Below are 13,318 nucleotides of genomic sequence, written 5' to 3'. Positions count from 1 at the left end.
CTCATAAAGCTGCTTTTTATATTAAGTCCCGACAACAAAGCTTAAGCTGCCGGAACAATAAACATTCTAATTTATGCGCGGAGCATTGTCAAACACTTTATTTCAGTGCCACAACAGTAACTCCAGTCTCACCTTCACCATACTTGCCCAGCCTGTATGCCTCCACATGCCCGTGGGATTTTAAAAATCGGTGTATTCCGCTTCTCAATGCCCCCGTACCCTTTCCATGTATCACCGTAACCTCATGCAGTCCCGCTATGGCGGCATCATCTAAGTATTTGTCCACTATTTCCTCCGCCTCATCCATAGTCATTCCCCTAAGATCAATTTCGGGAGCAATTGTTTTTGACTTAGACACCCCTATTTTTGCCATCCCTACCGAGGAGGGCTGCAGCTTCTGTTCATCCATCAGCCTTAGGTTGGTCACATGGACATTTATTTTCATTATACCCGCCTGTATAAGAGCCTCTCCGTCATTGCCGGGAGGATTTACCACCGTGCCCTTTTGGTTAAGGCTTATTATAAGCACGCTGTCCCCCGGCTTAAGATTTTTTGGGGGCTTGGCATAGCCCTGCTTGGGTATTAGCGTTTCGGTAAGGGAATCCTCAATTTTATTTATTTTATTTTTAAGCCGTGTCTTTAGATTCTCTACCTCCTTCTCCCTTTCTGCATTCTGGCGCTCCGTCTCTATCCTTTTAAGCTCTGAAAGTATTTCTCCCGCTTCCCTTTTGGCATCCACAAGTATGCGTCTTGCACTCTCCTTTGCCTCTCTGAGAACTTTGTCCTTCTGGGAGTCGAGCCTTTTTTTCTGCTCCTCAAGCTGGTTTTTAAGCCCTTCTATTTCAAGCCTGTAGCTCTCAGCCTTTATTCTTTCTTCCTCTGTTCTTGTTCTATTGCCTTCAATACTCATAAGAAGGTCTTCAAACTTGATGTCCTCCTGCGTAAGGAATTCCTTTGCCCTCTGTATTATATCCTCAGAAAGCCCCAGCCTGCTTGATATGGCAAAGGCGTTGCTTTTGCCCGGCACTCCTATCAGCAGCTTATATGTCGGCCTCAGTGTCCTTACATCAAACTCACAGCACGCGTTTTCCACTCCATTGGTGGACATGGCATAAATTTTAAGCTCGCTGTAGTGCGTGGTGGCAATAGAGATACAGCCCGCCTGATGGAGACACTCAAGTATTGACATGGCAAGCGCCGCTCCCTCCGCGGGGTCTGTTCCGGCACCAAGCTCATCGAACAGCACAAGTGAATTTCCCGAAGCTTCTCCAAGTATATTTACAATATTCTTCATGTGTGACGAAAAGGTGCTGAGGCTCTGCTCTATGCTCTGCTCATCTCCTATATCCGCAAAAACGCTGTCAAAAACATTTATCTCCGTGCCTTCATTTGCGGGGATATGAAGCCCGGCCTGAGCCATAAGCGTAAACAGCCCCACCGTTTTAAGGCTGACTGTCTTTCCTCCTGTATTCGGCCCGGTAATAACCAGAGTCCTGAAGCTATCGCCTATCCAAAAATCCACCGGAACCACCGTCCGGGGATCTAAAAGGGGATGCCTTCCCTTTTTTATAGTCACTCTCCCCCGGCTGTTCAGAGCGGGACAGACACATTTGTAATTAACGCTCAGCTTTGCCTTTGCAAAAATAAAGTCCAGCTTGGCTAGAATAGATACGTTTGCGCTAAGCTCGGGCAGGATTTCCGAAACCTCCGCCGTCAGCTCATAGAGTATTCTCTCTATTTCGGCCTGCTCCTTGACCTTAAGCTGCTTAATATTATTGTTGGCCTCCACAACGGCAATAGGCTCAATAAACAGTGTGGCTCCGCTTGAGGAGGAGTCATGCACAAGCCCCTGTATCTCGCTCCTGTGCTCCTGCTTTACGGGAACCACGTACCTGTCGCCTCTCATGGTGACAATGGATTCCTGCATGAATTTCTGATACCTTGAGGATCTTATTATGTCGTTCAGCTTATCCTTTATAGAGTTCTGGGCATCCCTTATTTGTCTCCTTATGCTGCCTAAAGCAGGGCTTGCCGAGTCGGAAATTTCCTCCTCACTCACAATTGCAATGCTTATTCTGTCCTCTATTCTCCTGTTTGTCGCAAGACAGGAAATGAGAGAATTCACGGCGTTTTCTTCTTTAAGCTGCACATCTCCTGAGCCATACGCCTTAAGATTTCTGCTTGCCCTTAAAACATCAGCAATCTTCAAAAGCTCACCCGGCGAGAGCACGGCCCCCACTTCAGCCCTTTTAAGACTTGCCCGTATATCATGAATACCTCCTAAAGGAGGACTCCCTTTTCTCACAATAAAGCTTACCGCATCGCTTGTCTCGTTTAAAAGCTGCTGAACCTTCGTAAGAGTTTGACAGGGCAAAAGCGCAAGGGCAATTTCCTTTCCCATGCCCGATGCCGCCATTCCCGCAAGCTGATCCACTATTTTGTCAAACTCCAGTATTTTAATTGTCCTTTCATTCATAGATAGGGTTACCTTTCTTGTTTAGCAATACTGCTTACCGATTATTATTCCTATTCTTAATAATTATAGCACATAATGCTTCTATATCAACCCGAAGGCAAAAAAGAAAAATCCCCGCCCATTAGGACACGGATTTTCTTTGAAAGCATTATGGAATTGCGGTAACGAACTATATTTTAAACCTGTCCACAGTTTGGGAAAGCCTCTTTGAATTCTCCTCCATATCCTTTACCAAAGAAAGTATTACGTTTGTTTTTTGCATTACATCCGATGCTTTTTCTGCAATGCTTTGTATTCCGGCAGCTTCCTCATTATTGGCATTGGTTACACTGCTTATAGAATTTACCATAATCTCCATTGATGAAGACAGGTTTTCTGAGGTAAGGCTGAAATCATTAATAAGCTCTCTTATATACTCGGCATCCTTTGAATATTGCTCTCCGATTTCCACCATATCCCTGTAGCCCTTTATCACTGTTGTATCAATAAATGACAATGCCTTTTCCGAGCTGCCGGCTAATTCCTCAACCGATCCGATAAGAATATTGGTAAAGCTCTGGATCTTGCCGGCTATATTCTTGGAATCATCGGCCAGTTTGCGAATTTCCTCTGCAACTACAGCAAACCCTTTGCCTGCCTCGCCCGCCCTTGCTGCTTCTATTGCAGCATTTAGAGCAAGCAGGTTGGTTTGTGATGTGATTTCCAGAATGGAGGCTGTCAGCACACCTATCTCCTCCACAGCCTTTGATTTTTTAATAGACTCCCTCATATCATGCTCAATCTCTCTACAGACATCCTCAGTAGATTTCTGGGCTATAACGGCATTTCCTTTCAGTTCCTCTGCCCGTCTGCCTATTTCATCTACAATTTTAGAGCCGTTTTTTGATTTCATGGCTATTGAGCCGACAGCAGCCTCTATTTCCTCAGAGGTGGCACTCATTTCCTGCGTGGAGGCGGCAGTCTCCTCCATACTGGCAGACATTTCCTCTGTAGTTGCAGATACCTCCTCAATTTGAGCTGCCAACTCACTCAAATGCTGTGACGAACTCGAGACATTATTCATTACCTCGCTTGTTTCAGCAATTACATTGTGTAAAAGAGACCGAAACGTTTTAATCTGAACATCCAAGGATCTTGACAGAGCCCCTATTTCATCCTGCCTTTTAAGAGAGCTTTGAGATACACTTTTTGTGAAATCAGCTTTTGCAATTTCATCCATATGCTCGGAAGCAGCCCTGATTGGCTTTGACACGCTTTTTGCCACAAGCACAGAAAGTACAATTAACACACACACAACTGCAGAGATTAAAATTATAACCATCATCCTTGTGCTGTGAAGGTCTGAATATGCCTCTTCATAAGGCTCTTCCACCAATACCTTCCACCCGGTAGATGAAACTGTAGAAAACACCGTCAGCATTTTCCTTCCTGATGTGTCTATGTACGAAATGTCACCTGACTCTTCTTTATATACAATATCTTCTAACTTTTTCAGCATATCAGGGCTTTTTTCATAGACATCTCTATAATTTTTACCTCCCAGAGCGTCATCCTCATTAAAAATAATATTTCCTTTGGAACTTAAAACAGTTACTCTTCCTGTCTCACCAAATTTTACTTGTCCCAGCATATTTTTCATTTCATCCAGATATGTGCCGCTGAATAATACTCCTTTAAAATAATTACCATAGTACATAGGCAGTGCTAGTGCAATATTTGCCCTGTTGTTGGAATTTTCATTTATTGTTGGCTCTGATATAAATAATTCTTTTGTATCTCTGGGCTTAGCGAAAAGGTCGGATGTCGAAGCGTCTATTCCGTCACTTGATATACCTTTATCATCCATTAGGGTAAACACCAGTATTTCAGGGTCACTGTCCTTAACTACCTTTAAAACCTTGCCTATTTCATCCTTATCCATGCTTTCAAACTGCGGATTTTCTTTAAATATTCCTTGCAGCTGCTCCGCTCTGGATTTTACCCATGTATCCATTTGTATGGAGCATATGTCGGCTATGTTTGTCCCATTTTCTATAACGTTTAGGTATACGCTTGAATGGTACCTGTACAGTTGGAATACGGCAAGACTGATAAGAGGGATGAGTGTGACACATAGCATAAAAACCAGTAATCTAAATCTTATTGTGTGTAATAGCTGCATACAATAGTTCCTCCCGAAATAGAATTTTTTGTGTTTATTTTCTTAAACTTTACTGAAATTGCAGGTTTATTATATATTGCATAAACGTTGCAGCCGAAAAATATGTAAATCCTGATAATCACTTACATTAAAAAATTTTAGACCTTTGCTCAAATATAGAATTTGTATTTTTTTAAAACCTTTCTATTACTGCATTTGCGACTATTTAACATATCGGCAGAGATGATATAAAAATTTAGATTAAATCAAAAAATACTGGCAAGTGACAAAGAGCATAGCACATAATGCTTCTATATCAATCGGTATTTGTGCTATAATAAGCCTGGAGGTGATTTGCTAAATGCTTAACGGCAGCTCTTATAAATATATTCTTTTTGATTTTGACGGTACACTGGTCGATACAAACGAGCTAATTATACTTGCTTTACGGGAAACCTGCAAAACATTTCTCGGAAGAGAACTTTCGGACGCCGAACTGAATTCCATTCTGGGAAAATACCTAGACGATCAGATGAGGCTTTTATCACCCTCACAGTATGAAGAAATGGTTCTTTTTTATAAGGAGTTTTATAAGTCACGGCAGGACAGCATGATATATGAATTCCCCGGCATCCGGCAAATGCTTAACAGCCTTCGGGAGCTGGGCTGCAAAACAGCGGTAGTTTCCGCAAAGGGCCGCGGAGGGATAGAGCACGGCCTTAAGCGCTTCGGCATGGAGCAGTTTATTGACGTAATTATAAGCGCCTATGACATAAAAAACAACAAGCCCCATCCCGAGCCTGCGCTTAAAGCTCTGGAAGCACTGAAGGGTACGGCGGATGAGGCTCTTATGGTAGGAGACAGCCCGTATGATATATTGTGCGGTAAAAACGCTGGTATAAAAACGGTTGTTGTTGACTGGACTATTTTCCCAAAACCCGATATTCTTAAACACTCTCCCGACTTCCATATAATGTCACCGCAGCAGCTTGCAGACATTGTAAAATCCTCCATGCGCATGTGATGAAATACTCACCCCTGTCTTCCTCTCTCTTCATATTTATTTTATACATCCTATAATTGTCATGTTTTGCATGATAATTATGTCGTGCGCGGGTTAAAATATTAATAACAATTATTTTTGGAGGAATTGGCTTATGACAGACCAGCAGAAAATTGAGATAATAAAAGGATATATCGACGATATAGACGCATTTATAAGAAACCCGCAGCTTTCCTTAGATCAAAAGCAGCACATGGAGAGGGCCTATGCGGTTTATAACGACATATACAGGGATGTCCAAAGAGGCAAGATAGACCCTGACGAGCTTCACGAAAACCTTTCGGGCTTTTTTTATATGCTCCAGTAGCGGGTAAATGCACCGGCCGGCTATTCCAAAAGCCCCAAATACGTTTTAGAAACCTAAAATGTGCTTTTTCACCATTGAAACAGCTTCATCTATATAATAGGGCAAGGGCTCGCTTTTGACCCCTACTATTTCGACATTGCATCTGTTAAGGGGAATAAGGTATTTCCTTGCGGGAGACTCCGCTATCGCTCTTGCCATGCCGGGGGTCAGCTCCCCCATCATTGAATTGGCCACAATTATTCCCACTGCCCCTATGATAATGTCAGCCCTTGTGGAATTATGTATTACGGCGTTTTCTCCCGAAGCACCTTCATTGGCACCTGCCTTCAGCATCACCATTGTAGCCATCGCATTTGTTCCAAGTGCTATCACCTGAGTTTCGGGAGGCAGCACCTTGCGTATTTTTTCAACAACAGCCCTGCCTATTCCACCTCCCTGACCGTCTATTACAGCAATTTTCATTATGACCCTCCTTAAAAAAGCAGCCTCTCCGCACTATTATAAATATATTTTATTATATAATCAATATATATTGTAATTATTGGCTTAGGCCAGTTGGCCTAGACCTCCTTTATTCTGCCTGCAAGCCTTTTAATCTCCTTCTGGATTTCACAAGGCAGTCCTGATAAATAGCCCGACAAATACTGCTGAAGTCTTTTTTCCCTGTCGGAGCAATCGGCTGCCCCAACCTCCATGCCATATAGGTGACGCCCGGCCAATACCGAAAGCTCTGCCTCTCCAAGCAGCTTTAAAACCTCAAAGGCTTCGGTTTCATCCAATTCCGCATCAACAAGTACATCCTCAATATCCTCCAGCGAGCTTATATTATTTTTAATAATTTCAAGCTTGTCTTGGGCATATCTGCACTGCAGTATTTCATCAATGAGCCCGCGGTATTTCTCATCATCCATTTTTTCTCCCGCAGAATAACGCAAAGGCTCACTGCAGTCCGGCTGCTGTGGAATAACAATCACCCTTGAAAGAGCGCCGCTTCCGGCTGCGTTATATACTCTTGACGATATCTCATGCAAGGTCGCGAGGATATATTTTTGCAAACCGTCGTTGGTAATGCCTAAAGTCCTGCAGAGAGCAAAAGCCGCGTCCGAAACAAGGCAATGTATTTCTTCCTTGGATTTTCCAGCAAAAAGGTGCTCCAGCTTTTGTGTATCACAGTGTGAGATATAGAGCTCCTGAATATTCTTGCATAGAAGCGCACACCCCAAAGCCTCGGACAGCACCTGCTGATAAATGTTAATCAGCAGCTCTCCGTAGCCTGTATCATATCCCAGCATAACCCGGTGTATTGCAGCGGCATCAAACCTTGAGCAGAACAGGTTTTCGAGCTGTAAATTCCCAAGATACCTCTGTATGTATTCAAGCCCCGCCAAATCTGTAACAGCAGTGCTTAATGGATAATCAATAACGGGTATAATCTCATGCGCCGCAAAATCGGTATCATAGGTATAAAAAAAGCTCTTTATGCCTTCATCTATTGTAGCATTGTAATCATGATTGGGTGTCTGTATTTTATTGCGGCACACAATGGAATAAAAATGCTTTGCGGAATGAAGCTTTATGTCAAGCATTCTCCTTCCTTTCTTATATATTTCCGAAATGGGTGTGCTTGTAACCTCTGCAACAGCCGCGTCAGCATCGGGCAGAGATTTTAAATATACGCTCATGGTATAGAAATTGGAAATCATAATAGACTGTGCCTTCTCTATTTTTACCGAGCTGCTGTCACCCTGGTTGAATCGCTCCGTCCTCTCGGCCAAAAGCCGTATGCTCTGCATTTGAATGCCTTCCATAGCACGATCGTCAATAAGTCCCTGCCGGAAGGCCTGCTCAACCAGAGACTGGAAATAGAACTCTCCGCTCAGCAGTTCCTCATTAATTAAGCGGGATCTCTCAATATTGCTCATCCTCATCCTCCTCCGCATCCTCTTCGTCCCGATGCCCGGGATCATAGCCGAATCTTATATTGCGGGCCATTCTTTCAAGCTCCCTCATCTTCAGCAGATCAAGTGAGCCCTGACATTTCCCGTCGAAGCAGCTTTTCATAAAGCTGATTAACTCATCATCGCTCATCAGGTCAAGCGTTTCATTTTTGTAGTAATAAAATATTTCTATCAGCTCGTGCATTACCTCTGTATAATTACTCTGAAAGATATAAGGGGAATCGCAAAACTCAAGGATGAGCTTATCTATAACACCTCCGCCAAACTCTATCCTTCCGCTGCTCTTGAGAGAGTCCTTCCGCGTCTCTGCCAGCTCCCTTGCCTGCTGCTCCGATAAAACTAATCCGTAGCGCAGTGTAATTTCATTGCATTTTATTATTTCCGAAACAGCCTGTTTTTCCAATAGGCCGCCAGAAAACAGCATTAAATCAAACGTCATGATGGTCACCTCCAAAGCATTTATATAGGACGCGATAAAGATTTTACAAACATGGAGGATATAATTGCTTACAGAAATTTTTAATAGCAACGAAAAGACGCCTTGCGGGGAAATGTCTCACGGGTATGTCATCAGGCGCTTTTCTTAGATGTATTCCTTACGGGTCAAAAAAATTTCTTCCATTAAGTTATATCCTCCATGTAAAATCTTTATCGCTGCATATATAATGTATAAAATAAAAATAATTAAAATCCCCTATTGACAGAAATATATTTTTGTGATAATATATACTTGTGATTTAATGTATTTTTGTTAAATATATTTATATCCTTACATTATACACTCTTCTGATTTAAAAATCAATTGTTTTATTTAAAAAAAAAGCGCAGACCACCTAAGAAAGGTTTCTGCGCAGGATTTATCTTCAGTATTTTTTATATTTTGTTCAGTGCCTCGATTATGGCATCCCTTAATGCTTGAGCCGCAGACTGCCTGTACTCGGAGGTATTCAGCTTTGCAAGCTCCTTGCTGTTAGTCATGTATGCCACCTCAGCTATAACCGCAGGCATATTTGCCGTCCTCAAGACAGCCAGATTTGTACGCTCAATTATTCCTAAATCCTTCGTACCCAGCGTACCGGTTAATTTATTCTGTACTATTGACGCAAAGCCCTTTGAGGTAAGCTTTCCGTTTGTTTTGCTGCTGCTGGGATAATACAGGCTCATGCTTCCTGAAATACTTGTGTTGGAATGTGTGTTGTTGTGTATGCTTATAAGCAGATCGGCATTCACCTTGTTCGCAAGTCCTGATCTGTCGTACAGCCCCACATCGACATTCTTTTCTCTTGTCATGTACGTTGTTATTCCTTCTTTTGTCAAAAGCCCGTTAAGCCTCTTGGCTATATCCAGGTTCAGTGACGCCTCGGTAGTTTTTCCAACCACCGCTCCGGGATTTGAGCCTCCATGACCTGCGTCTATAACCACTTTATACCCCTGCATTTTGCCGTCCTGCTGCGGCCCTCCACGAAATACTATGTCTATGTTGGAGCCGCTGACTTTAAGTTCTGCTCCAAGGGCTTCTGCCACCTGCCTCAAGGGCACCATAACAGTACCGCTTACAAGAACGGGGTAGGTGTCCATTTTTGTGCTTAAGCCGTTAACGCTTATGCTGCTGCTTCCCATTTGCAATTCTACTTTTTTATTGCCGGTAACCACATGAACCTTTCCGTTCGAAGAATACCAGTCAATTCTTGCCCCCAGCTTTGAAAATACAGTCCTCGCAGGCACAAGCACCCTTCCGTTGACATTCACAGGCTGTCTTTCAAGGCTTAGCTTTTGTCCGTTTGCAAATATTACCGCGCTTGATTTATAATAGGTGGACGCCGCTTCGGTAAATTGGGGGTATAATACTGCGGTCAGCAAGCAAAGCACAATAAGTAATAAAAATGACCTCTTAGTTTTCACCGCCGAAAAATCACCTCCAAAAATATCAGTAATCCTGTCCATTACGAATAAGGATTCACAAACAGGTTAACATAATATTTCGATAAAAAGAAGCCGAATCCTTCATGTAATTTTTTACATGCCGATAATTACTGATGTTGAAGACGCGTTTGGGATAAATTACTTGAATATAAATTACTTTAGTAATAAATTACTTTAGTAATAAATTACTTTAGTCTTTTTTTACGTACGACGGGGAATATCCAGAATCCTAATGCCATGCTGACAAGACAGGCAGAAATTCCCGAAAGCATGGGAAGGGAAATGTTATATGCATCTATTAAGCTGGTATACATATTAGTGTTTACAAAATGTGCAAGACGCAAAACCGTACCTGTAAAAAGCACCGCTATTCCGGTCAACTGAATTATGTAATGCTGCCTTATAAAATTTACAACACAGCCAGATATTAAAATTACAATAAAAACCCCAATGGAATACGATTCTATATTGAACATTTATCTTCATCCTTCTCTTATGTGTTACCAAATATTGTAATATATAAAAGAAGGCTTTTCAACCCTTTTATTTCATATTTCCGTTGTAATTCTTTATCTGCACCTTGACCTCTCTGCGCCCGAAGCTTTTCATCATTTCGGTAGATGCAGACTCTCCCATAAACACATCCACTATATTGCCCCGGACGCTGCTTCCTATATCCTCAGCCTTATACCATCCGCTCATCCCGGTATATGGCACGGCAAATTCTATGTATATTTCACTTCCTAAGGGTATGACCTCAGGGTCTACCGCCACAGTTATGCCCTTAATTGCTCTTGTTCCGCTGAAGGTAATGCCGTATTCTGGATGAGATGGGTATTTCCCGCAGCACTCATACGACAAATCGTAGACAGTGGCTATGAAATCCATTTTATTATTATTATTTCCCCTGCCCCTAAAGAATTCAGCGTTGACCCCCTGCAAAAAAATGCTTTGAGACAGCTCCTTTATTAAAGCATTCTTATACTTATGCGGATAGCTCATATTTACAGATACCATGGTAGGCGGGCGGAAAGCTTCGTCCACTTCAGCCGCAGTCAATTGCCTGTCTGTGTTTATTTTTTTGACAAGGCACCCAATTAATATCAAGTCAATAAAAATCAGCTCAATCAGTATTATGTATATAAGTCTGAATGCGGCGGATTTACTCTTCATATTTCTCCTCTTATGTCTTTATTATGATATTATAAGCCTAAAGCTTAATTATCTTTTTAAGCCTCATCCTGTAGTACTGTATGAAAAGCGTATAGACATAGTCATATATCAGAAATATTATTTCAAGTCCCGCTACTATAATCCACCATGGAAAATCCAGCTCAGTCCATGCACCCTGAATGAAAAGCTCCTTAAACAAATACACCGAAGCAGCCAGACACAGATTGAAATATAAAAGCTTCAGAATATATTCCAGCACAATATTATTCAGCTTTTCAATATAAAGCTTCATAATTCCGTAAGCCCCAAAAAATATGATGTACGGCACAACACGTATTTTAATGGGTATCACTGCCAATGCAGCAAGAGATGAGGCAGCAAAAAAGGCCCACCCCCATTTAACCCCATATTCAACTATGATAACAGAAACGAAAAAGGAGCTCAGCACATACAGCGACAGCCGACCCGTCGGCATAGCCGAAGCAAAAAACAGGGTTATAACGGTGAGGGCAATCAATATACCGCTCAGTGATATTCTCTTGGCAGAAAATTTATTTGTAGTATCCTCCCTATTGCGCATATATAACCTCTATCTATAAAATACTTTTATATGAAGCAGCGGCGTTCAGCAGCATTCTATAAGATCTCCTCCGGCACACTCACAGCAGCAGTCGGAGCACCACAGGCACTGGCACATGGTACACAAATCCGGCCCCTGTCCGTATCCTCTGCCCGCGGCATTCCCCCTATAGGTCCTGTTAGTCATGTTTATTTTATTTAATGCATCCCTGTATTCAAAGTTGCCGGGCTCCATGTTAACTGCCCTCTGTATGCTGGAGTACGCCTCATCGTACCAGCCCTTGCGCAGGAATACCAGACCGCTTAAGTAATACCACTCGGCGGAGCGATCGCCGGAGCTGTTAAGCATTTGCTCGGCAGCCGCTATATTGCCAGATTGAATATGCATCTTAACTGTGCTGTAAAAATCACCGGAAGTACTGCCGCCTCCCGATTTTCCGTTCCAGCGCCCTCCGCCCCTCGGGCTTGCGTTTTTTGTAAGGTATTCGTATGCCTCGTTTATTTCTCTCAGCTTATCCTCCGCCAGCTCATATAAAGGATTGTCATGGTGCTGGTCGGGGTGGTATTTTTTCACCAGCTCTCTATAAGCCTTTTTTATCTCCTCTTGGCTCGCACCCTCTTTTATTCCCAATATCTCATATGGATTTCTCAAATTTTTCACAGCTCCTTATTCCAAGTATTTGCTCTGTCTTTTTTAGCATTCCCATATAAATTATATTTTCAATGATATCCGGAAGCGGGGATTTGTTTTGCGCGCCGCCCATCTCTCTGCTCCCGCCTTTTGCTTCAAGCAGCTCATACGCCTCCGACATTTGACTCAAAGTGTAGGTAAGGTTAAATTCAGCCCTATCTCTTATCCGGCTTTTAAACACCTGTATGTCTTCCCCCTGATACCCATATTGATATAAAAATGGATTATAGGTGTTTTTTTTAATATCAGACTCTATATCATCATATGCATCAATAATATAAATCCACTTCCCCAAATTATAGCCCATACGCCTGAGTATCTCGGAATCCTCCTCACTCCTGCACGCAGGGCTGTACGATGTTATCTCCTCCATAAGCCTTGCAAAAGGCTCGGCGGCTCTGTCAACCGAAGCACATCTCTGCTTTTCAAGCTCCGACAGCTCCATCAGCCTTTCTTCAATCACGGCGCACTTTTCCGAGTATTTTCTTTTCAACCTCCCAACGGCTCTTCTCAGCATTGCTGCTCCCGCCGCCGAAACAACTGATTTTTCATCCCTCCAGTTATCTTTCAGGCTATAATACGCCAGCATTATATTTATGTCTGAGGCATAATCCACAGTATCACTATCTTTAATTACATATCTTTTATTAACGGGTCTTACGATACATCTTTCATTTTTAACATTTAATTTACTGCCTGAAACAGAGGACAGCAGCAGAGCCAAAAAAGCAGAATCATAGTTTAGCGTGAGGCGGGGAATGTGTCCGTGCCTTCTCGCTATAGACTTGCATACTCCGCAATAGTATGCTCTGAAAAGCTCATATTCTCTTACCTTAAGCTCCGGCTTATCCGGAAAAACATATCCGAACATTAAATCTTCCCTTCATAAAGAGACAAAAGTATAAATAACTTAGACATTTTATTTATAATACCATAATAGTGCTAAAAATAAAATAGCCGCTTTTTTAAAATCGCCACGTTATGCTTGCTTCATAATCCCATACCATA

General features: G+C 42.4%; 13 protein-coding genes. 2 read left to right on the top strand and 11 right to left on the bottom strand.

The window, feature by feature from the left end; translation table 11 throughout:
• Positions 1-97: 97 nt before the first annotated feature.
• On the bottom strand, positions 98-2,476 hold the full coding sequence (locus DFR58_RS03665) for an endonuclease MutS2 (protein ID WP_114296453.1): 2,379 nt from the start codon (positions 2,474-2,476) through the stop codon (positions 98-100).
• 169 nt (positions 2,477-2,645) lie between these two features.
• Entirely contained in the window at positions 2,646-4,637 is a 1,992-nt protein-coding gene (locus DFR58_RS03660) for a methyl-accepting chemotaxis protein (RefSeq protein ID WP_114296452.1), read from the bottom strand.
• A 340-nt stretch (positions 4,638-4,977) separates the two neighbouring features.
• Here DFR58_RS03660 and DFR58_RS03655 point away from each other — a divergent pair, with 340 nt between their 5' ends.
• Positions 4,978-5,640, top strand: coding sequence for an HAD family hydrolase (locus DFR58_RS03655; RefSeq protein ID WP_114296451.1), 663 nt, complete (start codon positions 4,978-4,980; stop codon positions 5,638-5,640).
• Positions 5,641-5,773: 133 nt separating this feature from the next.
• Positions 5,774-5,986 (top strand): hypothetical protein, encoded by a 213-nt coding sequence (locus DFR58_RS03650; RefSeq protein ID WP_114296450.1) that lies wholly within the window; start codon positions 5,774-5,776, stop codon positions 5,984-5,986.
• 45 nt (positions 5,987-6,031) lie between these two features.
• Here the strand turns inward: DFR58_RS03650 and DFR58_RS03645 are convergent, their stop codons facing one another.
• From DFR58_RS03645 to DFR58_RS03605, 9 genes are all read right to left on the bottom strand, one after another.
• Complete coding sequence (locus tag DFR58_RS03645) at positions 6,032-6,448, bottom strand: DUF3842 family protein (protein WP_114296449.1); 417 nt, start codon at positions 6,446-6,448, stop codon at positions 6,032-6,034.
• 98 nt (positions 6,449-6,546) lie between these two features.
• Positions 6,547-7,908 (bottom strand): DUF6179 domain-containing protein, encoded by a 1,362-nt coding sequence (locus DFR58_RS03640; protein ID WP_114296448.1) that lies wholly within the window; start codon positions 7,906-7,908, stop codon positions 6,547-6,549.
• Positions 7,895-8,383, bottom strand: coding sequence for a DUF6323 family protein (locus DFR58_RS03635; protein WP_114296447.1), 489 nt, complete (start codon positions 8,381-8,383; stop codon positions 7,895-7,897). Before DFR58_RS03635 ends, DFR58_RS03640 begins: the two co-directional genes overlap by 14 nt.
• 434 nt (positions 8,384-8,817) lie before the next feature.
• Entirely contained in the window at positions 8,818-9,888 is a 1,071-nt protein-coding gene (locus tag DFR58_RS03630) for an N-acetylmuramoyl-L-alanine amidase (RefSeq protein WP_114296446.1), read from the bottom strand.
• Between the two features lie 164 nt (positions 9,889-10,052).
• Positions 10,053-10,343 (bottom strand): hypothetical protein, encoded by a 291-nt coding sequence (locus DFR58_RS03625; RefSeq protein ID WP_114296445.1) that lies wholly within the window; start codon positions 10,341-10,343, stop codon positions 10,053-10,055.
• A 67-nt stretch (positions 10,344-10,410) separates the two neighbouring features.
• A complete protein-coding gene (locus DFR58_RS03620) occupies positions 10,411-11,040 on the bottom strand; it encodes a 3D domain-containing protein (RefSeq protein ID WP_114296444.1) in 630 nt (209 codons plus the stop codon).
• A gap of 37 nt (positions 11,041-11,077) precedes the next feature.
• Positions 11,078-11,620: a hypothetical protein gene (locus DFR58_RS03615; RefSeq protein ID WP_114296443.1), complete on the bottom strand. Its 543-nt coding sequence runs from the start codon at positions 11,618-11,620 to the stop codon at positions 11,078-11,080.
• A gap of 45 nt (positions 11,621-11,665) precedes the next feature.
• Positions 11,666-12,271: a J domain-containing protein gene (locus DFR58_RS03610; protein ID WP_114296442.1), complete on the bottom strand. Its 606-nt coding sequence runs from the start codon at positions 12,269-12,271 to the stop codon at positions 11,666-11,668.
• The gene (locus DFR58_RS03605; RefSeq protein WP_114296441.1) at positions 12,255-13,181 is read right to left on the bottom strand and encodes a DUF5685 family protein; all 927 of its coding nucleotides are present in this window, start codon (positions 13,179-13,181) and stop codon (positions 12,255-12,257) included. The genes DFR58_RS03610 and DFR58_RS03605 overlap by 17 nt, the downstream gene beginning before the upstream one ends.
• Between the last annotated feature and the right edge of the window lie 137 nt (positions 13,182-13,318).

The sequence above is a fragment of the Anaerobacterium chartisolvens genome (genome assembly GCF_003337415.1).
In the GTDB taxonomy this organism is placed as follows: domain Bacteria; phylum Bacillota; class Clostridia; order Acetivibrionales; family DSM-27016; genus Anaerobacterium; species Anaerobacterium chartisolvens.
The sequence above is the reverse complement of the archived record's forward strand: the minus strand, read 5'-3'. Positions and strand labels throughout refer to the sequence as shown.

Coding starts and splice junctions, on each gene's coding strand:
- DFR58_RS03615 (WP_114296443.1), bottom strand. CDS start 11,620: ATGCGCAATAGGGAGGATACTACAAATAAATTTTCTGCCAAGAGAATA.
- DFR58_RS03645 (WP_114296449.1), bottom strand. CDS start 6,448: ATGAAAATTGCTGTAATAGACGGTCAGGGAGGTGGAATAGGCAGGGCT.
- DFR58_RS03605 (WP_114296441.1), bottom strand. CDS start 13,181: ATGTTCGGATATGTTTTTCCGGATAAGCCGGAGCTTAAGGTAAGAGAA.
- DFR58_RS03650 (WP_114296450.1), top strand. CDS start 5,774: ATGACAGACCAGCAGAAAATTGAGATAATAAAAGGATATATCGACGAT.
- DFR58_RS03660 (WP_114296452.1), bottom strand. CDS start 4,637: ATGCAGCTATTACACACAATAAGATTTAGATTACTGGTTTTTATGCTA.
- DFR58_RS03635 (WP_114296447.1), bottom strand. CDS start 8,383: ATGACGTTTGATTTAATGCTGTTTTCTGGCGGCCTATTGGAAAAACAG.
- DFR58_RS03630 (WP_114296446.1), bottom strand. CDS start 9,888: ATGGACAGGATTACTGATATTTTTGGAGGTGATTTTTCGGCGGTGAAA.
- DFR58_RS03640 (WP_114296448.1), bottom strand. CDS start 7,908: ATGAGCAATATTGAGAGATCCCGCTTAATTAATGAGGAACTGCTGAGC.
- DFR58_RS03620 (WP_114296444.1), bottom strand. CDS start 11,040: ATGAAGAGTAAATCCGCCGCATTCAGACTTATATACATAATACTGATT.
- DFR58_RS03655 (WP_114296451.1), top strand. CDS start 4,978: ATGCTTAACGGCAGCTCTTATAAATATATTCTTTTTGATTTTGACGGT.
- DFR58_RS03625 (WP_114296445.1), bottom strand. CDS start 10,343: ATGTTCAATATAGAATCGTATTCCATTGGGGTTTTTATTGTAATTTTA.
- DFR58_RS03665 (WP_114296453.1), bottom strand. CDS start 2,476: ATGAATGAAAGGACAATTAAAATACTGGAGTTTGACAAAATAGTGGAT.